A 22933-nucleotide genomic window follows, 5' to 3' on the forward strand; every position below is an offset into this window, starting at 1 on the left:
ACAGCGGTCGAGCACGTCCAGCGGATGGCGGCAGCCTGGGGCGAGGCCTACAGCCTGACCGGAGTCCAGAGCCGGTCGACCGGCAGCACGTGGAGCCGGTCCTCCGGGGTGAAGGACCGGGTCCCCGTCGTGAGGACGACGCCGGCGACGAGCCGCGTGCCCAGCGCGTCTCGGAGCTTGCGAAGCCCGCGCATGTCGCGGGCGGCGACGCGCTCGGCCGCCTTGGCCTCGAAGGCGAGGACCGCGCCGTCCTCGAACTCGACCACGAAGTCCACCTCGTCCCCGTCGTGCGTGCGCCAGTGACCGCAGGTCACGGCTTCACCCAGCCAGGAGACCTGCTTGCGCAGCTCCCCGACCACGAACGACTCCAGGAGGTGGCCGAACTCGGTCAGATGGGTCGGCTCGAGGCTGGCCAGCTTGGCCGGCGTCAGCCGCAGCAGGCGGGCGGCGAGCCCTGAGTCGACGACGTGGACCTTGGGTCGTGACCCGGCGCGAGCCCGCAGCGTCTTGCCCCAGGCGGGCAAGCGCGCGACGAGGAAGAGGTCCTCGAGCAACCGGGTGTAGTCCTCGACGGCCTTGCGCTCGATCCCGAGGCCGGCGCCGACCTCGGCGAGGTTGAGCAGCTGCCCGGTCTGGCCGGCAAGTCGGCCGAGCAGCTCGTGGAGCGCCTGTCGCTGGCGGATCCGGACGAGCTCGACAGCATCGCGCTCGATCGACTGCGTGACGTAGTCGTCGAACCAGCGGTCACGGGCAGACGGGGACCGCCGGAGAGCGAGCGGGAAGCCGCCCGCCACCACGCGGGCGATGTAGTCCTCCCGCGTGGTCACGGAGGTCGGGAGCGCAGCCGTCGTCGCGTCCGGATCGCTGCGGAGCGAGGGGAGGATGTCCTCCTCGACGCCGCCCAGCTCTCCTTGGGACAGCGGCCAGATCGTGAGCGAGTGCAGCCTCCCGGTGAGGGCCTGCGCCGTCCGCGGCAGCGCGTCCTGCCGGGTCGATCCGGTGAGGACTGCGGTCCCGGGTCGCGACCCCTCGCGGTTGAGCCTGGCCTTCAGCGCATCGAGGACCTCCGGCGCGTGCTGGTACTCGTCCAGGCACAGCGGCGTGTGCTCGAGGACAGCCGTCGTGGGGTTCGCGACGACGGCGTCGCGGACGGCCGGCTCGTCGAGGTCGACGACCGGCACGCCACGGCTGTCGGCGAAGCTGCGCAGCACCGTGGACTTGCCCACCGAACGCGGACCGTGCAGGGCGATGACCGGCTCGTCGGAGACGAGCTCAGCCAGGAGCGCCGACACCCTCCTCTGCACCAGCCCCGGCAAGGTCATGCTGAGAAAGTACCACTTTTCGAGGGTGTCGAACCACCAAAACTCGAGGGGTTCTTACCGGAAGAAGTCGAGGCCTGACTGCGTGACAACGGGAGTCGGGCGCGTGTGAGATCGGTAGTACGCCGCGCGCATCGGCGTAGGTCTTGTCAGCCCTTGCTTGCCCCGTCGGCGAGGCGGTCGAGCAGGTAGACGCCGTAGCCGGACTTCGCGAGCGGCTCGGCGAGCGCCCGCAGCCCGGCGTCGTCGATGAAGCCCTGCTCCCAGGCGATCTCCTCGATGCAGCCGATCTTGAGGCCCTGCCGCTCCTCGATGACCTGCATGAACTGCGACGCCTGCATCATCGACGCGAAGGTCCCCGTGTCGAGCCACGCGGTCCCGCGCCCCATCGTCTCGACCTGCAGCGTCCCGGCCTCGAGGTAGCGCTGGTTGACCGTGGTGATCTCGAGCTCGCCCCGGGCGCTCGGCTCGATCTCGGCCGCGATGCGCACCACGTCGTTGTCGTAGAAGTACAACCCCACCACGGCGTACGACGACCGCGGCGTCTCGGGCTTCTCCTCGATCGAGAGCGCCCGGCGCTGGTCGTCGAACTCCACGACGCCGTACCGCTCGGGGTCCGCGACGTGGTAGGCGAAGACGGCCGCGCCCTCGACGTCGGTGTACTTCGCGAGCTGGTCGCCGAAGTCCTGGCCGTAGAAGATGTTGTCGCCGAGCACCAGCGCGACCTTGTCGTCACCGATGAAGTCCGCACCGATGCGGAACGCCTCGGCGAGGCCGTTGGGGGCGGGCTGCACGGCGTACTGGAAGTCGCAACCCAGCGCTGAGCCATCGCCGAGGAGCCGCTGGAAGCTGGCCTGGTCCTCGGGGGTCGTGATGATGAGGATCTCGCGGATGCCCGCCAGCATCAGCGTGGAGAGCGGGTAGTAGACCATCGGCTTGTCGTAGACCGGCATCAGCTGCTTGCTGACGCCCTTGGTGATCGGGTAGAGCCGGGTCCCCGACCCACCCGCCAGCACGATGCCCTTCACGGCAGGACCTCCTCAGTCGCGGGCCAGCCTGCCAGACCTCTCCTGCACCGTGCCGATGTCCAGAACACTTGACGTAGGGGTGACGTCAAACATCTTTTCCCTTGCCGGGAAGTCACGTTCCTTTTACACTTCACCCATGTCAAGGTATGCAGACACTGCCGGCGTCCCGGTGCGTAGCACTGACGACGTCGCCGCAGTGGTGCGCGCGGAGCGCACCGCGCGAGGGTGGACGCAACAGGACCTCGCTGACGCATGTGGCCTGACGCGGCAGTCGATCAACAACGTCGAGCGCCGCAGGTCCGATCTCGCGACATCCTCTCTGCTCACGGTGTTGGCCGCCCTGTCCCTGCAGCTGACGGTGACGCCCGTGTACCGCAACGGTGGCGAGAGGCAGGACAAGGAGCTCACCGACGGCGGCCTCGACGAGCTGCTGGCTCTGCACACGAAGCAGCCTCCGTCGTGACGCTGACGCTCGACCTCCACATGGACGGTCGCGTCATGGGTGTGCTCTCGAAGGACGAAGGTCGGCTCCGCCTCCGCTACGACGACGCCTACCGGGGCGATGCCCGCGCACTCCCGCTCTCGTTGGCGATGCCACTCGCCGGCGGCACCTACGCCGACTCCGTGGTCCAGCCATGGCTCTGGGGGCTGCTGCCGGACAACGACGCCGTGCTCAAGCGCTGGGCCCGCTCGTTCGGCGTGTCGCAGAAGGACGCGTTCGGCCTGCTGACCGAGGTGGGCGAGGACTGCGCCGGGGCGGTGCAGTTCCTCCGCCCCGGATCGGCCGCTGCCCCCACCGCCCAGGTCGCCTGGTTGACCGTCTCAGACGTCGCGGACCGCCTCCGTGAGCTGCGCACCGACCCGACGACCTGGCAGATCCGGGCTGGTCAAGGGCAGTTCAGCCTGGCCGGTGCGCAGGCGAAGATCGCGCTGCACCGGCAGGGTGCCCGTTGGGGAGTGGCAGCGGGCCCGACGCCCACGACACACATCCTCAAGCCCTCGGTGCCAGGGCTCGACGACCACGACGTCAACGAGCACCTGTGCCTCGCCCTCGCCCGCGAGCTGGGGCTCGCGGCAGCACTGAGCCACGTCCTGTCCTTCGACGACGAACGAGCGATCGTCGTCACCCGGTACGACCGCCGGGCCGTGGCGGGGACGGTCCGTCGCGTGCATCAAGAGGACCTGTGCCAGGCACTCGGGAGGCACCCGTCGGAGAGGTACCAGACCGACGGTGGCCCGAGTGCCCGTGAGATCGCTCGGCTGCTGGCCCGGACCGGTGGCAGGCACGCGAAGGACAACGTCGAGCGCTTCGTCGACGCTCTCGTCCTGCACTGGCTCATCGGCGGCACCGACGCGCACGCCAAGAACTACTCGGTCCTCATGCACGCGTCGTCGGTCCGGCTCGCTCCGCTCTACGACGTCGCGAGCGCCCTGCCGTACGACGACCTGGACCGTCACAGGCTCTCGCTTGCCATGAAGGTCGGCCACAACTACTCGCTCGAGTGGGTCGGCCGCAGCGACTGGGTCCAGCTGGCCCACGAGGTCCACCTCGACCCCGACACCCTCGTCCTGCGCGCGATCCACCTCGCACGAAGCCTTCCGTCCGCACTCGAAGGGGTGGTCAGCGGACCCGACATCACGGCACTGGACAGCGCCCTGCCGGCGCGCCTCCTGGACCTCCTGACGCAGCGCGCGGAGCGGTGCTCGAGGGCGTTGACGACCACGGTGATCGGTTCCGCCACCCTGACCGCTGCCTCCCGAATGAGCGCCATTGGGACCGTCGCACCGTCGCGGTCCTGGTCTGCCGACGAGGCGAGGACGCTGCTCGCCGCGCTCACGTCACCGGCGCGCGCCCTCCTCGTCGCCGTGTGTGCCGAGGGCGGCGACGCCCCTGCGGGTCGCCTCAAAGCGGTCCTGGCCACGACCAGCCTCCAGGGACGCACGAGCCCGGTGCCCCGAGCCCTGCAGCGCCTCCAGGCCCGCGGGTCGATCGCCGCCGACCTGCAGAGCCCGATCGAGTCCTACTACGCGGACGTGCCAGGACGGCGACCCGTAGCCGGCATCCGACTTGCGCCCGGAGCGCTGAAGGCTTTCCAGACGGCTCTCGAGCCGCCCACGGCTGCCCTGTGAGGAACGGCGCACCTGCTGTCAGGCCAGCAGCATCCGGCTGATGATCATCTTCTGGATCTCGGTGGTGCCGCCGCCGATGCTCGCGAGCTTGGCGTCGCGCAGGGCGCGCTCGACGGGGAAGTCGCGCAGGTAGCCGTAGCCGCCGTGGATCTGGACGGCCTCGAGCGCGTTGTCGACGCTGAGCTTGCCGATCAGCGCCTTCGCGACCGAGGCCTCGATGGTGTGGGGCAGCCCCTCCTGCTTGAGCCAGGCCGCCTTGTAGACCGCGTTCTTGCAGACCTGGTAGTTGATCTCCATCTCGGCGAGCTTGTGGGCGACCGCCTGGAAGTGAGCGATCGGCTTGCCGAACTGCTCGCGCTGCTTGGCGTAGGTGATGGTCTGGTCGAGCGTGGAGCGCATCCCGCCGACGCAGCCGGCGAGCATGACGGTGCGCTCCCAGTCGAAGCACTCGAAGGCCACCGACCACAGCGCCTCGCCCTCGACGCCCAGCACGTTGCTCTCGTGGACGCGGCAGTCCTGCAGGAAGATCTCGGCGGTCGGGCTCGAGCGGCAGCCCATCTTGTCGAGCTCGCGACCGACGACGAAGCCCGGCGTCGTGGTGTCGACGATGAAGGCGGTCGCGCCCTTGTCGGTCTTGGCGAGCACGGTGCAGACGTCGGCGATCGGGCCGTTGGTGATGAAGATCTTCGAGCCGTTGAGGACGAAGGAGTCACCGTCGCGGACGGCGGTCGTCCGGATCCCCGCGGCGTCGGAGCCGGCCTCGGGCTCGGTCGACGCCCACGCGCCCATGAGGGTGCCGTCGGTGAGGCCGGGCAGCCAGCGCTTCTTCTGCTCCTCGGTGCCGTGCAGCCAGATCGGGACGCTGCCGATCACCCAGTGGGCGCCGAGCGACAGCCCGAAGCCGCCGTCGTGGCCGCCCTCGGCGAGCGCCTCGTTGACCAGGCAGCAGTCGACAATGCTCGCGCCGCTGCCGCCGTGCTCCTCCGGGATCGGCATGCCCGCGACGCCGCTCTTCGCGAGGGTCCGCCACATGTCGGCGTCCCAGCGACCCTCCTTGTCGCGCTCGGCCGCGCCCGGGGCGATGACGTCCTGGGCGAGCTTCTTCATCGAGGCGTACAGGGCCTGCTGCTCGGCGGTGAGGCTGAAGTCCATGGGCGGGACGTTAACGCACGTTCACGGTGCGGGTGCGGGTCGTTCCGGCGTACCTCGGGTTCCCGGGCTGCGCACGGGGCAGAACGGTCGCAGGAGGTGCGAACGATGGCGTCGTACACACAGGTCTACCTCGCGCTCACCGTGCTCGTGATGCTCGCGGGAGTGCTGCTGTTCGACCTCGAGCAGCGCATCACCTGAACGGTCAGCTGCGCTGGCGGGGGTGGTCGCGCAGCCAGTCCCAGACCGCGCCGGTCGCGTCGTAGTACATCGTCTCCCGGGTCATCCAGCCGTGCCCGACCCCGGGAACCACGCGCACCCGCACGTCGCCGGCCAGCGCCTTGAAGGGCTTCAGCGCGGGGCGCACGGCCGGGAAGTCGACCATGAAGGCCGCATTGCGACCACCGGCGAGGGGTACGACGCGGTCGATCTCGCCGTGGACGTCGAGGACGGCGACGGGCGAGCCCGGCGCGCACGGTGACACGACGGTCGCGCCGACCGCCGCGACCGCGGCCACCGTCTCGGAACGCTCGCACGCGTAGCGCAGCGCCATCATCCCGCCGTTGGAGAAGCCGGTCAGGAAGACCCGGCGCGGGTCGATGAGGGTGCGGGAGCGCACCGGGTCGGTGAGGTGGGCCAGCAGCGCGTCGAGGTAGGCCATGTCGTTGGCCTTGGGCCGGCAGCAGCCGCCGGCGTTCCAGGTGCCCTGCACCCCGGAGCCGAACGCGACGACGAAGCCCTGCTCGTCGGCGAGCTCCTCGAACCGGGTGTAGCCGCGCATCTTGCCCGCGGTCTGGTTGGCGCCGTGCAGCGCGATCACGACCGGCGCGGGCCCGAGCAGGCCGTCGGGGACGTGCAGCACGAACGACCGCGCCTCGCCGGCGTGCTCGATGGGGAGCGTGACGGTCTGGGTGTAGCCGGGCAGGCCGAGGCCGAGCGGCGCGCCGCTGGCGGTCGCGGTCTCCGGCGCGAAGCCGGCGCGCGCGGACGCCAGGACGATCAGCCCGAGCAGCAGCCCGAGCACCGGTCGGCGCACGTTCACGTCATCTCCGTCGGCCGGGCCGGGCCCCCACTGGAACACCCCCGCCCGGTGGAGGTGACGACGAGGAGTCTAGAGGTCGCAGACGTCGTGCAGGTGAACTCCGCGCCGCAGTCCCGCTAGCCCCCATCCGCCGGCGCACCCGCACCCCGGATTGGGTGGGTTTCCTCGGCGTGGCGCGGCGGGACACGCCGACAGAAGCCACCCAATCCCACCGTGGGTGGAACGGCGGGTGCGCGGGCGGGCTGGCGCAGCCGAGGACGAGGACGGGGCGCCGGTGCTACTTCTGGCCCTCGTAGAGCTTGTAGACGACGTAGCAGCCGAACCACCCGATGAACAGGAACGCGGCGACCAGGATGCCCGTGTAGACGACCTCGAGCACTGCTCCTCCTCCGCGCGCGTGTGGTGTGCCCCCACGCTAGCGACCCGTGGCGCGGACCGCCCGTCCTGACTACGGGAGATCAGTCACAAAGGGCCATGGTCGGCACCCGTTCGCAGCAGGACGCTGTCCGGCATGTCAGACCGTGACCGGGGCGCGGCGGAGCAGCCCGACCCGTGGCGCCGGGCGCTCGAGGCGGCCTTCGCCCGCTACGAGGACACCCGCGAGCTTGGTGATCATCTCGCGCTGGCCCAGGCGCGGCTCGTGCTCTGCCAGGTCCTGCGCGAGGGCGGCTGGCACGCCCCGGAGGTCGTCGTGGGCCAGATGCTCCGCGACCACGCGCGGGTCGCGGAGCAGGCGACCGGCGTGCACGCGCCTCCCGTCGTACCCCTGCCGCGGCGCGCCGTCAGCCCGGTGCCGGACGAGCAGCCGCACGCTTTCGCGAGGTGAGCAGCGCTGCGACGAGCAGCAGCAGGAGCAGCAGCCCGATCAGCCCGCCCGCGACCGGGATGAGGACCGAGCGGTCCTTGGCCAGCGGCACGTCCTCGGTCTCCACCGGTGGGGCCGAGGTCCCGACCCCGTCCGGGAAGGTGACCCGGGCGCGCTCGCGCCGCTCGACCGCGCCCGCCTTCAGCGTGAGGGTGGCCAGCCACGGCCCACCGGCTATCGCCTTGTCGAGCACGACGGTCACCGGTGACGTCTCGCCGATCCCGACGGTCGTCCCGGTCGTCGCCGGGAACGGGCCGCCGGACAGCCCTCCCGGACCCTCGGTGAGCGACAGCGCCCCGGCCGGGTCGATCGCGCGCGCACCGGTGTTGCGGACCAGCGCGGTGACGATCGGCGTCCCATCGGCCCTTCGCGAGGCCGCCAGCGACTCGATGTCGAAGTCGGTCCTCGCCGCCGCACCACCGGTGACGTCGAGGTAGATCCGGACCCCGACCCGGCTCGCGGTCGGCAGCCCGGTGGCACCCGCCTGCGCCGGGAGCTCGGCGAGCAGCACGCCGTAGCGCTCCCCCGGCTCCGCCGCAGCGGGTACGTCGAAGGCTGCCGTGGCGCGGCGTCGCTCGCCCGGCGGCACGGTCACCGTGGCCGGCCGCACCGTGACCCAGCCAGACAGCTCGTTGCCTTGCCGGCCCTCGGTGACCGTGAAGGCGCCCCCACCGACGGTCGCCGCCCCGGCGTAGAGCTGGACGGTGATCGGCGACCGCGTGCCGTTGCAGACCTGGAACTGCCGCTCGAAGCGGGTCCCCGGTCGGACCGAGTCGACGACGTAGGTCGTCGCGCGCGGGTCGGTTGCGTTGGACGGAGCCTCGGTCAGGCCGATCCCGAGGCCGGGCTGGCACACCCCGACCGGGGTCGGGCCGGGGCCTGGGGCGGCCACGGCCGCCGGGCCCGTCGCGCCCGGGATGGCGAGGACGAGCCCGGTCAGCAGGAGGGCCGAGGTACGGCGGCTACGCGACACTCTGGGTGACGGTACCGGCGTAGGTCAGGGCGCTGGTGCCGCTCGGGATGACGACCTTCATGTAGGGCGTGAACTCGGCCGTGTTCACGCCGTCTCCCGTGTCGGTCACCAGGACCGCTCCGCTCGCCACCGCGTCACCAGCCGTGGTCGCGAGGCGACTGATGGTGTGTCCGCCGAGGACCGAGGTCGCAGCGGCCGGTACGTAGAAGCTCGTCGCCGAGGCGGCGATGGAGGAGCCGCCGTTGGTCAGGTCAGACGACGTGGCACTCACGCTCCACCCGGTCGAGGTGAGCCGCGTGTCGGTCACGGTGGTGAGGCCCAGGCTCACCGTCTGCACGTTGTCGGTGCCGCTGAGGACCGAGGTGAGGTTGGTGGCGGCCGGCGCCACGGCGATGGCGATGGTGCCCGCGTCGACGACGAGAGCGACCGTGGTCTCGCCCGAGCAGACGTTCAGCACGTTGTCGCTGCACGCCGCGGCCGCCGGGGTCGCGGTCATGCCGAGCGTGGCGGCGGCGACGGCGGTGAGGGCAAGAGCGGTGGTCGTCGTGCGCATCTGTGGCTCCGGGGGGGTGGTGTCTCTGCGAGCGGACTCTCTCTGCATCGGGCCCGTTGTCTCCACAGGACATGACGAGTCGTGGCCATCTTGACTAGGCCAGTCGGCCCAACCGCACCCGCGGCGCCCCGGTGATCCGCCCGGAACGCCCGACCAGGTCCGGATACGTCCACCCACCCGGGGTTCCGGCGTACACCTGGTCCTCTCCGACGTCGACGTGGTCATCGCGCGCGCGATGCCGCCGGCGACACGCCCACGACACGAGTTGGACCAACCGGCAGACAGCGGGCACCCCGCCCGTCCACACTCCGGACCGCGGGGCGTGACCGTTCGCCCACAGCGTCGTTGCCACGGACGTCAGCACGGCCCAAGATCGGCGCACCGGGCTCGGGTCTGGGGTGCCGATCTGCCGAGACCGGTACGACAGGCGAGAGGGGGTACGACGATGACGACACCGGACGCGGACCGCACGGCGAGCCGACCGTTCTCCCGACCCCGAGGCGACGCAGGCGCCATGGCGGTCTTCATGTCGCTGCTGCTCGTCATCGTGCTGCTGCCCGCGACGGCCCTGGGGCTCACCAGCTACACGCGGTCCGCGATCCAGGCCGAGAAGGTGCGGGCGGCCGACAGCGGCGCGCTGGCCGGTGCGGCAGCGCTCGTCCTCGTCGACGTGTCCGAGATCCCGGCCAACCCGCTGTCGAGCCTGTCGACCGAGGGCGTGGCCTTCACCAGGGCGACGGCCGCGTGCGACACCGCCGCGGCGTCAGACGACGCGCTCTCGGAGGAGTACGCCAACCCCGTCAGCTGCGTCGCCCGCTACTCCCCGGACACCACCTTCGCCGCCTGCGCGGACAGCATCTTCGACCTCATCCCCACGCCGGTGCCACTCACGGTGACCGTCCCCGGGACAGGGATCACGCTGCCAGGTCTGCCCGGCCCGCTCGGCGGGGGCCCCGGCTCCGGCGGCCTCCCGATCGACGACGGCACGCTGCTGGAGCGCCTGCTCGGCAGCGGACTGACGCTCGACCTGCGCAGCACCACGAAGGCGCTGGTCCCGGCACTGCTGCACAACGGCATCACCACGACGCTGACCTACCAGGTCCGCGGTCCCCTCGACGGCCTGCTCGGCGCGGACGGACCTGACACCGCCACGGCGGTCTCCACGGCCCGCCGCCGCTTCAAGCCCCTGCTCCCGCCGGCGATCGCCCTCGGGCAGCTCACGCTGGTGAGCCCCGAGGACCTCGGCGTCTACACCGTGCTCGGGACCACCCTCGGCATCCTCGAGGAGGTCCTCGACGAGGGGATCACCGCGCTGCCGTTGCCCCTACCGGCCGTCCCCGCGCCGCTGGGCGACCCTGCCGGCCTGCTCCCGGGCGGTTGCCGCGGTGCCCTCGTCGAGGTCGTGCGCGACCTGCGCGACGCCCTGAAGCCCGCCGGCGACGAGGTCGACCTGCTCACCTGCCTCGGCCAGAAGGTGCTGGGCCTCGACGCGCTGGCGCCGCTGCGCAACCTCGACGACCTCTGCGTCGCCAAGCTGTTCCGCGCCCAGTTGGCACCCCGTGCGTGACCGCCGGGCCCGCGACCGGGGAGCGACGTCGGTCGAGTTCGCGCTGATGATGCCCGTGGCCCTCATCCTCATTGCGACGATCACGGTCTTCGCGCTGCACATGACCTACGCCGCGCTCGCCGACCACGCCGCCCGCGTGGGCCTGAAGAAGGCCACGATCCGGACGTCCGCGGGCTACCCGACCCAGGCCGGCGTGGAGACCACCGTCGACGGGCTGTTCGCCAACGACCTGCTGGGCGACCCGACAGAGGTGTCGCTCGTCCGCGAGGGCGCAGCCACGGTGCTGCAGGGCGACCCCGTCACGGTGTCGGTGACCTACACGCTGCCGGCCGTCGCCGCAGCCGCGGGGCTGGTCGCCGGCATCGAGGTGTTCGGGGACTTCTCCGACGCCCTGTTCGACCTCAGCACCGTCACCCGCACCGCACGCGGACGCTCCGAGTGAGGCCCCGCGACGAGGGAGCGGCCGCGGTCGAGCTCGCGCTGCTGCTCGGCGTCCTGCTCACGCTGGTCGGGCTGGTGGGCCCGGTGAGCTATCTCTTCTACGAGCGCGTCCAGCTCGGCCGCACGGCTGGCGACGTCGTCCGCTTCGCCACCAGCCGCGCTGACCAGGTGCGCACCTACCCCGGCGGGACGGTCGCCGTGGGCGCGCTGCCCAGCGCCGGAGCCGTCTCCGCCGAGGCGGGCCGCGCCCACACCGGCCGCAACGCGGCCACAGCGACCCTCGCGTCGTCGACCGACAACAGCTGCCCCAGCACCCGGCGGCGGACGGTGACCGTGACGACCACGGCGAGCCTCGGGCCCTTCATCGGACTGTTCACCCCTAACGACACCAACACGCTGGTGGCCACGGCCACCAGCTGCGAGGAGTAGACGCGTGCGCAAGCTCAACACCACGATCCTGATCGGGCTGATCGTCGCCGGACTCGGCTTCGTCCTCGTCTTCGCCTACGGCAGGAACGTCGACGACCGCATCGCGGACGGCAAGGCGACGGTCGACGTGCTCGTGGCGATGGAGTCCCTCACGTCCGGGACCACCGCCGGTGACCTCGAGAAGAAGGTCGAGAAGCGCGCGATCCCCAACGAGTACCTCGCCCAGGACGCCATCAAGGACCTCGACGAGGTCGAGGGCCTCGTCCTGCTCGGCCCGATCCCGGAGGACGGCCAGCTCACCAAGGCGCAGTTCGGGCAGGCCCGCGACGCGGGGGCGATCAAGCCGAGCGACGGCAAGATCGCGCTCGCGATCGGCGTCGACCTCACCCCCGGTGTCGCGCGCTACATCGCGGCCGGGTCGACCGTCGACGTCTTCGCCACCTACACCAACGGCAGCGGCGCCACGACCCCTGGCCAGCCCGCCCCGGCCGACGACATCGCGGTCAAGCGCACGAAGCTGTTCGTGAGCAACGTCAAGGTGCTCAGCGTCTCCGTCGCCGAGGTGCCCGACGACAACGCCGACAACAACGAGGACAACGCCTCGAGCGCGTCGGCCGCCACGACCGTCGAGGTCGTTGCGGTCCTCGACCTCACCCCGGCGCAGGCCGAGCAGGTCGTCAACGCGCAGACGCTCGGCGAGATCTACCTCGCCCTCAACAGCGTGGACGGCGAGGGCCAGGTCCACAAGACGCCGACGGGCGTCACCCCCGAGCAGGTCGTGACCGCCAACACGTGACGCAGAGCTCCTCCACCGCCGTGGTCACGGTCGCCGTCGTCGACCGGACGGGTGCCCTCCTGGGCCCCGTCCGGTTGGTGGCCGACGGCCTCGACCCGGCACCCCACGTCCTCGACGTCGACAAGCCGGCGGAGTTCTCGCCGGCGGACTTGGGCGCCGACGTGCTCGTCGTGGGCAGCAAAGAGCTCACCGGGGCCGGCCTCAAGCGGATCCAGAGCTGGCACGAGGTCCACCCGCACGCGTCGGTCATCGCGCAGCTCGGTGACGGGGCTCCCACCGCGGCGGTCCTACGCGCCCACGGCGTCACCGCGTGGTTTCGCGGCGACGCCTCGGCCGCGCGTCTCCAGCCGCTGCTGTCGCAGGCGCTCGACGAACTGGTCGAGGCCGTGGACGACAGCGCGGCGGTGCCCTTCGAGGAGCTCGTCGAGGCAGTGCCCCGGGAGGCCATGCTGCTGACCGTCGCGTCGGCGACCGGCGGCTGCGGCAAGACGTTCCTCGCGACCAACACCGCGGCCCACCTGGCCTCAGCGGGCCGCCGGGTGCTGCTCGTCGACTTCGACCTGCAGTTCGGCGAGGTCGCCGCCGCGCTGCAGATCCGCCACGGCTACTCCGTCTACGACGGTCTCTACGACGCCTCCGGCCGCGCGCTCCCGGAGGAGGCACTGGCCGAGCACTTCGACGAGCTGGTCTTTCACTCGCCCCTGGGCTTCGACGTGCTGGCCGCACCCCGCGACCCCGCGCTGGCGGACTACATCACCGCCGACGACGCGGCGCGGGTGCTCGACACCACCATCGAGATGTACGACGTGGTCATCGTCGACACGCCGCCATCGCTCAACGACGTCGTCCTGACCGCCCTCGACCGCTCCGCCCTGATCGCGGTCGTGACCATCCTCGACGTGCCTTCGCTGCGCAACCTCACCAGCTTCCTCGAGATCATGTCCGAGCTCGAGGTAGACGAGGACCGCCTGCGGCTGGTGCTCAACAAGGTCGAGGACGACATCGGCATCAACGTCGGCCAGGCGCAGGACGCCTTCGGCGGGCGCTTCGTCGCAGAGGTCCCCGCGTCGAAGGCCGCGTCGCGGTCGATCAACACCGGCACGGTCGTGCTGCGCTCCGAGCCCCGGACCCCACTCGCCCGCGCCATGGTCCGCACCATCGAGGCACTGTTGCCCGACACGGTCCTGCCCCGTGGCGTCGATGCCGCGGCGCACGCCGACGACTCCAGCGGGAAGACCTCCCGCTTCTCCCGCAACCGAAAGAACACCGGAGGCACCGCGTGAAGCTGTCCGAGCGGCTCAACCGCACCGGCAAGGCCCCCGCCAAGGGCGGGCCGGCCGAGACCGCCGACGCGGTGCTGCCCCCCCAGGCGGCCGCGACCCCCGCAGCCGCGCCCGCCGGTGTCGTCACCACCAAGAAGGCGGCCGAGCCGCCCCCGGTCCGTGCCGCGGTCGGAGGTGCCGCCCCCCGCCGGACCACCGCCTCCGCAACGCCGACCCCGGTGCGCCGGGCCACCCCCGGCCCGGCCAAGCGCGGCGCCGCGGTCGAGCTCACCGGGCTCGACAGCCTGCGGGCCAAGGTCCGCAGCTCGGTGATCGCGGAGCTCGGCCCCAAGCTGGGCGGCGGCACCGTCGACGAGTCGGTCGTGCGGGCGCTGCTCGAGAGGCACCTCAATGAGGCGATGGTCGGGTCACGGGTCACCGTCGGCCCGACCGAGCGAGCGAAGTTCATCGACACAACGCTCGCCGACATGCTCGGGTGGGGTGTGCTCACGCCGCTGATGGCCGACCCCGAGGTCACCGAGATCATGGTCAACGGCCTCGACTCGGTCTACATCGAGCGCGCCGGGGTCATCAGCCGCACCGACGTGCGGTTCCCGACGATGACCGACTACCGCACCGTCATCGACCGGATGCTCGCGGTGGCCGGACGGCGCATCGACGAGGCGTCGCCCATGGCAGACGGCCGGCTCCCTGACGGTTCGCGCATCAACGCCATCATCCCACCGCTCGTCGTCGGCGACCCGGTGCTCACGGTCCGGCGGTTCCCCGAGATCGCCTTCACCATCGAGGACCTGGTCGTGAAGGGGTCGCTCTCCCGCGAGGCCGCCGACTTCCTGCGCCTCGCCATCGAGGGAAAGCTCAACGTCATCGTGTCGGGCGGCACCGGCACCGGCAAGACGACGCTGCTCAACGTGCTGTCCGGCGCGATCCCCGAGCGCGAGCGCGTCATCACGATCGAGGACGCCGCTGAGCTGCGGATGTCGCAGCCGCACGTCGTCTCGCTCGAGGCCCGCCCTGCCAACATCGAGGGCGTCGGCCACGTGTCCATCCGCGACCTCGTCCGCAACGCGCTACGCATGCGCCCCGACCGCATCATCGTCGGGGAGGTCCGCGACGCCGCGGCGCTCGACATGCTCCAGGCCATGAACACCGGCCACGAGGGCTCCATGACCACCGTCCACGCCAACAGCCCGCGCGACGCCCTGTCGCGCGTGGAGACGATGGTCCTCATGGCCGGCATCGAGCTGCCACTGCGGGCGATCCGCGAGCAGGTCTCCTCGGCGATCGACATGATCGTGCAGCTCGACCGCCAGAACGACGGCTCGCGCGTCGTCTCGGCCGTCACCGAGGTGCAGGGCCGCGAGGGCGACACCATCACCCTCCAGGACATCTTCACGCGCACGGGCGAGGGCCCATTGGCCGCGACCGGGCTCCGGCCGCGCTGCATCGAGAAGGTCGAGAACCGCGGTGTGAAGGTGCCGTCCACCCTGTTCCGCAAAACGGCAGCGGCGACCGTCAAGCGGCGGGCGTCCACCCGATGACGGCCCTTCTGCTCGCGCTCCTGGTGTCGGGCGGCATCTTCGTCGCCGTCGTGGCCTCGCGCAGCTCCAGCGAGCTCAAGGTGCGCGACCTCCGCAAGGTCCTCGACACCTACAGCTCCGACGAGGCCGCCGTCGCCCCGCAGGAGGACGACGACCTGCGCAAGGCGCTCGCGCAGACGGGTCGCCTCGCCGAGAGGGCGTTCGGCGACACCGGCGTGTTCTCGCGCATCCGCACGACCCTGGCCAGGTCCGACTGGACGCTCGGTCCTGGCGAGTTCATCGCCGTGTCGATCGCCGCCTCCGCGGCAGGCGTGCTGGTCGGTGCGGTCTCGTCGTCGCCCCCGCTCGCGGTGCTGCTAGGGGTGCTGGGGCTGGTCGGGCCGTTCCTGCTCGTCACGCGCGCGGTCAACAAGCGCCGCGCAGACTTCGAGGAGCAGCTGCCCGACGTGCTCGACCTGCTTGCCGCCTCGCTGGAGTCGGGCGCCGGCATCGCGGCCGCGCTGGAGCTCGTCATCGCAGAGGCACCCGACCCGGCGGCGTCTGAGTTCGCCCGCGTCCTCACCGCCACCCGGCTCGGAGCCACCCTGGTCGACGGGCTCGCCGACATGGCGGAGCGGCTCGGCTCGCGCGACCTCCTCTACACCGTGCAGGCGATCTCGGTGCAGCAGCGCACCGGCGGCAAGCTCGCCGAGGTTCTCGGCATCGTCGCCGACTTCATGCGCGGGCGGGCGGAGCTGCGACGCGAGATCAAGGCGCTCACGGCGGAGGGACGCCTGTCGGCGTACATCCTCGGCGGGCTGCCCTTCGCCATCGCCGGCTTCATCTCGATCGTCAACCCGGACTACCTCGACCCGCTCTACACGACGCTTCCGGGCGTGGTGATGCTGCTCGGAGCGGGGATCCTGATGCTCATCTCGTTCTTCTTCATGGCGCGCATCATCAAGATCGAGGTCTGACGTGCTGCTCCCGCTCCTGCTCGTGACGCTCGGGCTCGGTGTCCTGGCCTTCGGCCTCGCCCAGCAGCGGATGTCGGTGACCGCGATGCCCGACGACGTCGACATCGCGCTCGGCAACGCCGCCCTGCCCGACCCTGACAGCACACCCCGCCCCGGGGTCGTCTACCGCGCCCTCGAGCCGCTGCTGGCCTCCGGCGGGTCTCTCGTACGCCGCGTCTCGCCGGTGCGCCGCATCCAGTTGTCCCGCGACCGCATCGTCTGGGCCGGGCTCGAGGGCTCGTTCACCCTGGAGAAGCTGCTCGGCTACAAGGCCGCCGGCTTCGTCGCCGGCGGGCTGTTCGGCCTCCTCGGCGCCCCGGGGTCCGTGCCGCTCGCCGTGTGGGCGGGCGGTCTCGCAGGGGCAGCGTCCTTCGTGCCAGACGCCGTGCTGTCATCGAGAGCCACTGAGCGGCAGAACCAGATCGCCCGGGCCCTGCCCGAGGCGCTCGACCTGCTCGCCCTCACCGTCGAAGCCGGGCTCGGCTTCGAGCAAGCGATCGAGGTCGTCGTCGACAACACCACCGGTCCGCTGTCGGGCGAGCTGACCCGGCTGCTGCGCGAGATCGAGCTCGGCGTCCCGCGCCGGGACGCCCTGGCCGCCCTCCGCGAGCGCACCGACGTCCCCGAGCTGTCGTCGTTCGTGGTCGCGCTGGTCCAGTCGGACCAGATGGGCATCGCGCTCGCCGACGTCCTGAAGACGCAGGCCGCGCAGGTGCGGCTCAAGCGGCGGCAGCGGGCCCGCGAGCAGGCCGCCAAGACGCCCGTGAAGATCCTGTTCCCCGTCGTGCTCGGCATCTTCCCGGCGCTGTTCGTCGTCACGATCGGCCCCGGTGCCATCAACATCGCCCGGTCGATCCTGTGAGTCGTCACCGGTCAGCGGTCCGCTCGTTGTGTGGGGCGACAGCCGCTGGCCCCCGCTGTCCGACATGTCCCGACCTGGACTAGCCCGAACGGGCCCTGCACCTGCAACCGATCGAGTCCGAGATCCAGAGTGAGGACTGCACCACCCTCTCGTCACACACCGCCGTCGTGCCGGTCCTGGTCCGACAACCACCAGAAGGAGAACACCGTGCTCAGCTTCTACATCACCCTGCAGGGCCTGCTCAGCGACCGCCGCGACGCGCTCGCCGCTCGTGACGACCGCGGTGCGACCGCGGTGGAGTACGGCCTGATGGTCGCCCTCATCGCCGCCGTCATCATCGGTGCCGTCACGGCCCTCGGCACGAACCTCATCGAGAAGTTCGAGGAGGTCGCCGAGGCCGTCGGCATCGCCGGCGACTAGGCACTCACCGGCGAGCCGTCTCCACGGCTCGCCTGCACGACGGCAGGAGGCCCGGGTCCCTAGGGGGACCGGGCCTTCGTGCGTTCGCAGCACGAGGCCCTGGGCCGCGGCCTCAGAGAACGCAGAGCGCGCCCTGGGTCGTGGCCGAGGCCTGACCCGACGGGGCTGTCCAGGACTGGTAGGTGGTCTGGACGTAGTAGGTGTAGGTCGTCGACGACGCGAGGGGTGTGTCGACGTAGCCCGAGGTGGTCCGGTCGGACAGCACCACCAGCTCGACGAAGCTGCCGGCGCCGGTCTTGCGGAAGACCTTGTAGCCCGTCGCGAAGGTGGACGCGGTCGGCGTCCAGGAGAGGTCGACGCTCCGGGTGGTCGCCAGGCAGCTCTGCGTGGCCGTGAGACCCGTCGGCGCGGCGAGCGAGGTCGTCGTGAAGGAGCTCGACGCCGTCGCGCCGGTGAGCCAGGCCGCGGAGACGGGCGCGGCCAGCGCGACCAGGGCGCCTCCGCACAGCACGACCACGCGCGCCAGGACCCTGGCGCGCGTGCGGGCGGACGGTGCGCTCATCGCTCCGGCTGCCTCCGCAACGTCGTGACGACGACGGCGCCGACCAGCAACCCGAGGACGAAGCCGCCCTTGGCACTGGCGAGGAAGGCACTGACCCGGCCCAGCCAGGGCGCGCTGTAGACGACCTCGCCAGCCGTCGTGACGGTGACCGGCAGCGGGTCGTTGTCGGTGTTGGCGTCGCCCTTGAGCGTCAGCTCGGCGGTCGCCCCGCGCTGGACGACGGCCACGACGCGGTGCGTGACGCGGGTGCGGTCGGGGCGCTCGACCGCGACGACGTCACCGACTCCGATCTCGGCGGCGGTGACCTGCCTGGTCAGGACCATCCCGCCGGTGGAGATGGTCGGCTCCATCGAGCCGGACCTCACGACCAGTGGGCGCAGACCGGTCAGCGTCGCGGCCACAGTGAGGCCGGTGACGAGCAGACCCACGACGGCCCCGAGGGTGAGCAGGTGATCGACCCAGCGGCCGCCCGCCCGCTCGCGAGCGGGAGGTGCCGCGACGACGGGACGCTCCGGGAGCTGGCGCGCGCGCGGCTCGTCGGTCCAGCTGCGAGCCGGGTCGTCGGCCAGCGGGGTGCCGACGGACTCGGTCCGCGGTGAGGGGAGGTACGACGAGAGGTCCAGCGGCGCACGGAGGTCGTCGAGCGTGGTCATCGAGGTCTCCTCTCGTCCGGGAACCGCCTCGCCCCGGCTGACCTATCGGCCAGCCGGGGCGGTGAAGCAGGTGGTGCGGTGACTAGCTCTGCGTCGCGGAGAACGTCATCGTCGTGGTCGTCGTGGACGCCTGCAGCGAGTCGCCGGCGCCGGAGGGGAGCTCGACCTTGAAGCAGAGGACCTCACTTGCGGACGACGCCAGCGTGCGGCTGACGAACGACGCGCCGTTGATGGCGCCCTCAGCGAGCACCGTGGTGAGGGACTCGGTGTAGCCGACGCCGGCGACGTCGCAGGCAGCAGCGTTGGCCACGACCTTGGCACCGAGCCGGAGCGTGTCCCGCAGCGCCTTGGAGTCGGCGTTCGTCGACGCGCTGCTCATGCTGTAGCCGAAGCTGAGCGTGCCGGCGTTGTTCATCGTGAGCGGCGCGTAGACGACGTCGCCGGGCTTGAGGTTGCTGCTCTCGAGCGAGGTGAAGGCGTAGGCGTCGTCGGTCTCGGAGCTGACGAGCAGGTCGACGGTGCCGGCGGTGAAGGTCGACGCCGACGTGGCGCTGTCGGTGAAGGTGGCGTACGTCGAGGCCCACACGGCGGTCGAGAGGGTGCCGAGGCTGGCAACGACCTTGAGCTTGCGGGTGAGCTGCATGTCGGGGGACTCCATTCAGATGAGCGAGGGGAGCCGGTGGCCGTCCTAGCAGCCAGCTCGTTCGGTTGCGCACTACTTGATTCGGCTACTCCGGGGGACTAGGAACATGGCTCCTTGTGATGGTTGTGGACTACGCCCGTGGAGCGGCTCCACGTCGGTCGCGTTGCACCGAAGGGCGCATCCGCGACCGGGGCAGACCGGGACATCCGCACCCAGGCCGGGCACGGACAGGCGCGCCCACTGCGCCGTCGTACCCCTCCCTCGTCATGATGAAGGCCCGTCCCGGACGAGCGGGACGGGCCTTCGACGTGCCTTCAACAGGCGGGTGGTGACTAGGCGGGCAGCTCCACCTTGGCCTCGACGGCCTGGCCCTGCAGGGCCGTCACGGCGGTGTCGAACGACGAGCCGGGCGTCAGCGTGCGCAGGGTCCAGTCGCCGTCGGCGGCGTAGAAGCGGAAGTAGCCCGTCGCCGAGGTCTGCACCTCGGCGGTGAACTCGCCGGTCGTGCCGAGCAGCCGCACGTAGGCGCCGGCCACCGCCGAGCCGTCGCGAAGGACGTGGCCGTGCAGGACGGCCTCCTTCGCGCTCACCTCGAGGGCGGGCAGGGTGTCCTGGTCAGGTGCGCCGCACACGTCAGACCGCCTTCGCGGGGTTCTCGACCGGCACGCCGACGAGGCTGCCGTACTCGACCCACGAGCCGTCGTAGTTCTTCACGTCGCTCTTGCCCAGGAGCTGGCTCAGCACGAACCAGGTGTGCGACGAGCGCTCACCGATGCGGCAGTAGGCGATGGTCGCGCGGCTGTCGTCGAAGCCCTCGGCGGCGTAGAGCGCGGTGAGCTCCTCGTCGCTGCGGAACGTGCCGTCGTCGGCCGCGGCCTTGCTCCACGGGATGTTGATGGCCGTGGGGACGTGGCCGGCGCGCTGGCTCTGCTCCTGCGGCAGGTGGGCCGGCGCCTTGATCTTGCCGCTGAACTCGTCGGGGCTGCGCACGTCGACGAGGTTCTTCGACCCGATCGACGCGACGACCTCGTCGCGGAACGCGCGGATGGTGAGGTCAGGCTCCTTCGCGGAGTACGACGTCTCCGGGCGGACGGGCACGTCCTTGACGAGCTCCCGACCGTCGAGCTCCCACTTCTTGCGCCCGCCGTCGAGCAGCTTGACGTCGGCGTGCCCGTAGAGCTTGAAGTACCAGTACGCGTAGGCCGCGAACCAGTTGTTGTTGCCGCCGTAGAGCACGACGGTGTCGTCGTTGGAGATCCCCTTGGCGGACAGCAGCTTCCCGAAGTCGGCAGCGTCGATGACGTCGCGCGCCTCGGCCTGCTGCAGCTCCTTGGTCCAGTCCAGCCGGACAGCGTTCTTGATGTGGCCGCCGTCGTAGGCGGACACGTCCTCGTCGACCTCGACCAGGACGACCTTGGGGTCGTCGAGGTGGGCCTCGGCCCAGTCGGCGTCGACCAGTACGTCGGCGCGGCTCATGCGGTAGCTCCTCTGGTTGTCGTGCGCTTGTAGAGCAGGTAGGCCTCGCAGCCGAGGCAGAGCCCGAAAGCGGCGTTGAGGAAGGCCGCGGACAGCGCCGCGGCGGTGAGGACGAGCCCGAGGGTGGTGGCGCCGGCGAGCAGCGCGACCGCACCGGCCGCAGCGAAGCCGAGGCCCACGGCCTGCGCGAACTGCGGCGGCCGCGCGTCCTCGAACTCGCGCGGAGGCGCCAGCCGGGGCCGGACGACCTTCTTGAAGACCACGCCGTACGGCGCATGCGTGATCCGCCACGCGCCGAGGCCGAAGACGATGGCCTGCGCGAGCAGCAGCCACCCGGACTGGGTGACCAGCACGGTGGCGAGGACAACGGCGGTGACCCACGCGGCGAAGCGCGGGCCCCGCACGTCGATCTGGACGGGGACGGTCATGGGTGTGCCTCTCAGGGCTCCGGACGGAAGGGGATCGTCAGGAGGCGGGACACAGGCAGGTCGCGGTGCGGCAGAAGTCCACCGCGCGTCGCTTGACCAGCACCATGCTCACGAGGGTACTGCCTTGCCGAGCGCGGCGATCACGTCGGGCTTGCGGGGCTGGCCCGCGGCCCGCGTCGTGACCCGTCCGTCGCGGTCGAGCACCAGCGTCGTCGGCGTCTTGAGGATCCCCAGCCGGCGTACGACGTCCAGGTGCTTCTCGGCGTCGACCTCCACGTGGGTGACCCCCGGGACCATCGCGCTGACCTCCTCCAGCGTGCGCCGGGTCGCCCGGCACGGTGCGCAGAAGGCGCTGGAGAACTGCAGCAGCGTCGCAGTCTCGCCCGGCTCGCCACCAAGCTCGCGGACCAGCCCACGCAGGTCCTCCCCGGTGGGCTTCAGGTCGCGCATCCGGCCCTGCCGGCGGCGGTGGACCAGCCCGGCGACAGTGCTGAGCGCGAGCACGGCTGCCAGCGCGACGAGTCCCTCCACGTGAGGCGCAACGGTGTTGCGGCCCCCGGGCTTCCCGCTCTGACAAGATGCGGCCCGTGACGACCGACGGACCCGAGCCCGCAGACGCGCCCGACGTGGTGCGGATCGGTGGCGCGCAGTGGGCCGACGGGACGGTCCCCGACGCCGCGCGCGCGTCCGCGGAGGCGTCGCGGGAGTCGGCCGCGGCTGCCGAGCCCGAGCCGGTCCCGCGGGTGGGTGGTCCGGCGCCGCGCCCGCCGATGCTCGTCCAGGGCCTGCTGTCGGCGGTGCTCGCCGGGGCGCTCGCCCTGGTCGCTGTGCCCGGCTCGGTGCCGCTGCTCCTCGCCCTGCTCGTCGTGCAGCTGCTGCTCGGGCTCGGCTTCCTCGCCGTCGTCGACGCGCCCGCTGCCGGTGGCGCCTTCGCCGTCGTCGCGGTCTCGGTCGTCGTCGCCGACGTCGTCGCGCTCAACGGCGACGGGTCGGTGTCGGGACTGGCCGGCGTCGCCGCCCTCGCGCTGGTCGCGTCGCTGTTCCACCAGCTGGCGCGCCGCGGGCGCTCGCGCGTGACCGAGTCGCTCGCCGACACCCTCGTCGCCGTGGTGCTGCTCACCGGCATGGCCTGCCTGATCGCCCTGCGCGAGCTCGACGGGGGCGCCGAAGCTGTCTCGGTGGCCCTGGCCGGGGCCGCAGGGGCGCTCGCGGCGGGCCGGATCGGCGACCGGGTCGCCCCGCGACCCGCCCTGGCGGTCGGCGCGACCCGCGGCTGGCCCGGCCTGCTGCTGGCGCTCGGCGCCGGGGCGCTGGTCGCCTCGGTGGTCGCGGGGGACGGCGGGTCCGTCGCGGGGCGCGACGGGCTGCTGCTCGGGCTCGTCGTGGCGGTTGCCGCCTCGGCCGCTGACCTCGCCGTCGACCTCGGTGCCGCCGAGCTGCGCGCGGGCTGGCGCGACGCCCGCCGGGTCGCGGCCCTGCGCCCGGTCGGCCTGCTGCTGCCCTTCGCCGCCGTCGGCCCGGTCGCCTTCGTCGCCGGCCGCCTCGTCCTGGTCTGACCGGGACGGGGACCGGGACCGGGACCGGGACCGGGACCGAGCAAGCCTCCCGCGCGCCTTGCTGCACTGCACGCTGACCGCGTGCACTGCACACTCCAGCCGCAGACCACCGCGCCTGCGCACTGCACGCAACGGGCGTGCAGTGCAGCAAGGCGCCTCGCGGGTGTGCCTGCACCGCGCACGAGCAGCGTGCGGTGCAGCGGCGCCCGCGACAGGGGGTTC

Annotated in this window: 26 protein-coding genes; 13 read left to right on the forward strand and 13 right to left on the reverse strand. The window is 71.8% G+C overall.

All coding sequences use genetic code 11. The features are described from left to right. Positions 1–47: 47 nt before the first annotated feature. Together Q8R60_11385 and rfbA are read right to left on the reverse strand one after the other, a co-directional pair. Positions 48–1322 carry an ATP-binding protein gene (locus Q8R60_11385; protein MDP3713071.1) on the reverse strand — a complete coding sequence of 425 codons (1275 nt, stop codon included), beginning with the start codon at positions 1320–1322 and terminating at the stop codon, positions 48–50. A gap of 146 nt (positions 1323–1468) precedes the next feature. Next, positions 1469–2347, reverse strand: coding sequence for a glucose-1-phosphate thymidylyltransferase RfbA (rfbA, locus tag Q8R60_11390; protein ID MDP3713072.1), 879 nt, complete (start codon positions 2345–2347; stop codon positions 1469–1471). Positions 2348–2543: 196 nt separating this feature from the next. Between rfbA and Q8R60_11395 the strand changes: the two genes are divergently transcribed. Next, positions 2544–2810, forward strand: coding sequence for a helix-turn-helix transcriptional regulator (locus Q8R60_11395; GenBank protein ID MDP3713073.1), 267 nt, complete (start codon positions 2544–2546; stop codon positions 2808–2810). After that, complete coding sequence (locus Q8R60_11400; protein MDP3713074.1) at positions 2807–4477, forward strand: type II toxin-antitoxin system HipA family toxin; 1671 nt, start codon at positions 2807–2809, stop codon at positions 4475–4477. Before Q8R60_11395 ends, Q8R60_11400 begins: the two co-directional genes overlap by 4 nt. An 18-nt stretch (positions 4478–4495) precedes the next feature. Here Q8R60_11400 and Q8R60_11405 read toward each other — a convergent pair whose 3' ends face one another. Together Q8R60_11405 and Q8R60_11410 are read right to left on the reverse strand one after the other, a co-directional pair. Beyond that, positions 4496–5629, reverse strand: a complete 1134-nt coding sequence (locus Q8R60_11405; protein ID MDP3713075.1) for an acyl-CoA dehydrogenase family protein — start codon at positions 5627–5629, stop codon at positions 4496–4498. Between the two features lie 202 nt (positions 5630–5831). Then, complete coding sequence (locus Q8R60_11410) at positions 5832–6668, reverse strand: PHB depolymerase family esterase (GenBank protein ID MDP3713076.1); 837 nt, start codon at positions 6666–6668, stop codon at positions 5832–5834. Positions 6669–7179: 511 nt separating this feature from the next. Here Q8R60_11410 and Q8R60_11415 point away from each other — a divergent pair. Continuing rightward, on the forward strand, positions 7180–7494 hold the full coding sequence (locus Q8R60_11415; GenBank protein MDP3713077.1) for a hypothetical protein: 315 nt from the start codon (positions 7180–7182) through the stop codon (positions 7492–7494). Here Q8R60_11415 and Q8R60_11420 read toward each other — a convergent pair. Together Q8R60_11420 and Q8R60_11425 are read right to left on the reverse strand one after the other, a co-directional pair. Then, positions 7451–8506, reverse strand: a complete 1056-nt coding sequence (locus tag Q8R60_11420; protein ID MDP3713078.1) for a hypothetical protein — start codon at positions 8504–8506, stop codon at positions 7451–7453. The two genes, Q8R60_11415 and Q8R60_11420, sit on opposite strands and share 44 nt — an antisense overlap. After that, a complete protein-coding gene (locus tag Q8R60_11425) occupies positions 8496–9059 on the reverse strand; it encodes a hypothetical protein (protein MDP3713079.1) in 564 nt (187 codons plus the stop codon). Before Q8R60_11425 ends, Q8R60_11420 begins: the two co-directional genes overlap by 11 nt. A gap of 514 nt (positions 9060–9573) precedes the next feature. Between Q8R60_11425 and Q8R60_11430 the strand changes: the two genes are divergently transcribed. From Q8R60_11430 to Q8R60_11470, 9 genes are all read left to right on the forward strand, one after another. Beyond that, a complete protein-coding gene (locus Q8R60_11430) occupies positions 9574–10626 on the forward strand; it encodes a hypothetical protein (protein ID MDP3713080.1) in 1053 nt (350 codons plus the stop codon). Further along, positions 10619–11068, forward strand: coding sequence for a hypothetical protein (locus Q8R60_11435; protein ID MDP3713081.1), 450 nt, complete (start codon positions 10619–10621; stop codon positions 11066–11068). The genes Q8R60_11430 and Q8R60_11435 overlap by 8 nt, the downstream gene beginning before the upstream one ends. Further along, on the forward strand, positions 11065–11496 hold the full coding sequence (locus Q8R60_11440) for a hypothetical protein (protein ID MDP3713082.1): 432 nt from the start codon (positions 11065–11067) through the stop codon (positions 11494–11496). Before Q8R60_11435 ends, Q8R60_11440 begins: the two co-directional genes overlap by 4 nt. Positions 11497–11500: 4 nt before the next feature. Continuing rightward, positions 11501–12292, forward strand: coding sequence for a Flp pilus assembly protein CpaB (gene cpaB, locus Q8R60_11445; protein MDP3713083.1), 792 nt, complete (start codon positions 11501–11503; stop codon positions 12290–12292). Continuing rightward, complete coding sequence (locus Q8R60_11450) at positions 12289–13575, forward strand: AAA family ATPase (GenBank protein MDP3713084.1); 1287 nt, start codon at positions 12289–12291, stop codon at positions 13573–13575. The genes cpaB and Q8R60_11450 overlap by 4 nt, the downstream gene beginning before the upstream one ends. Further along, positions 13572–15116 (forward strand): CpaF family protein, encoded by a 1545-nt coding sequence (locus tag Q8R60_11455; GenBank protein MDP3713085.1) that lies wholly within the window; start codon positions 13572–13574, stop codon positions 15114–15116. The genes Q8R60_11450 and Q8R60_11455 overlap by 4 nt, the downstream gene beginning before the upstream one ends. Beyond that, a complete protein-coding gene (locus Q8R60_11460) occupies positions 15113–16072 on the forward strand; it encodes a type II secretion system F family protein (protein MDP3713086.1) in 960 nt (319 codons plus the stop codon). The genes Q8R60_11455 and Q8R60_11460 overlap by 4 nt, the downstream gene beginning before the upstream one ends. A gap of 1 nt (position 16073) precedes the next feature. Continuing rightward, positions 16074–16973 (forward strand): type II secretion system F family protein, encoded by a 900-nt coding sequence (locus Q8R60_11465; protein ID MDP3713087.1) that lies wholly within the window; start codon positions 16074–16076, stop codon positions 16971–16973. A 207-nt stretch (positions 16974–17180) separates the two neighbouring features. Further along, the gene (locus tag Q8R60_11470; GenBank protein ID MDP3713088.1) at positions 17181–17393 is read left to right on the forward strand and encodes a Flp family type IVb pilin; all 213 of its coding nucleotides are present in this window, start codon (positions 17181–17183) and stop codon (positions 17391–17393) included. 112 nt (positions 17394–17505) lie between these two features. On the opposite strand, the gene Q8R60_11475 is transcribed toward Q8R60_11470, so the two are convergent. From Q8R60_11475 to Q8R60_11505, 7 genes are all read right to left on the reverse strand, one after another. Then, positions 17506–17955 (reverse strand): hypothetical protein, encoded by a 450-nt coding sequence (locus Q8R60_11475; protein ID MDP3713089.1) that lies wholly within the window; start codon positions 17953–17955, stop codon positions 17506–17508. Beyond that, positions 17952–18608, reverse strand: a complete 657-nt coding sequence (locus tag Q8R60_11480) for a signal peptidase I (GenBank protein ID MDP3713090.1) — start codon at positions 18606–18608, stop codon at positions 17952–17954. Before Q8R60_11480 ends, Q8R60_11475 begins: the two co-directional genes overlap by 4 nt. Before the next feature lie 82 nt (positions 18609–18690). Then, on the reverse strand, positions 18691–19266 hold the full coding sequence (locus Q8R60_11485; protein MDP3713091.1) for a TasA family protein: 576 nt from the start codon (positions 19264–19266) through the stop codon (positions 18691–18693). A gap of 317 nt (positions 19267–19583) precedes the next feature. Further along, the gene (locus Q8R60_11490) at positions 19584–19856 is read right to left on the reverse strand and encodes a DUF1416 domain-containing protein (GenBank protein MDP3713092.1); all 273 of its coding nucleotides are present in this window, start codon (positions 19854–19856) and stop codon (positions 19584–19586) included. 28 nt (positions 19857–19884) lie between these two features. Next, positions 19885–20727 carry a sulfurtransferase gene (locus Q8R60_11495; protein ID MDP3713093.1) on the reverse strand — a complete coding sequence of 281 codons (843 nt, stop codon included), beginning with the start codon at positions 20725–20727 and terminating at the stop codon, positions 19885–19887. Then, a complete protein-coding gene (locus Q8R60_11500) occupies positions 20724–21155 on the reverse strand; it encodes a DUF4395 domain-containing protein (GenBank protein MDP3713094.1) in 432 nt (143 codons plus the stop codon). Before Q8R60_11500 ends, Q8R60_11495 begins: the two co-directional genes overlap by 4 nt. A 108-nt stretch (positions 21156–21263) precedes the next feature. Continuing rightward, positions 21264–21686 carry a thioredoxin family protein gene (locus Q8R60_11505; GenBank protein MDP3713095.1) on the reverse strand — a complete coding sequence of 141 codons (423 nt, stop codon included), beginning with the start codon at positions 21684–21686 and terminating at the stop codon, positions 21264–21266. A gap of 56 nt (positions 21687–21742) precedes the next feature. Between Q8R60_11505 and Q8R60_11510 the strand changes: the two genes are divergently transcribed. Then, entirely contained in the window at positions 21743–22711 is a 969-nt protein-coding gene (locus Q8R60_11510) for a hypothetical protein (protein ID MDP3713096.1), read from the forward strand. Positions 22712–22933 lie beyond the last annotated feature (222 nt).

This window comes from Mycobacteriales bacterium, from assembly GCA_030697205.1.
Lineage (GTDB): Bacteria > Actinomycetota > Actinomycetes > Mycobacteriales > SCTD01 > JAUYQP01.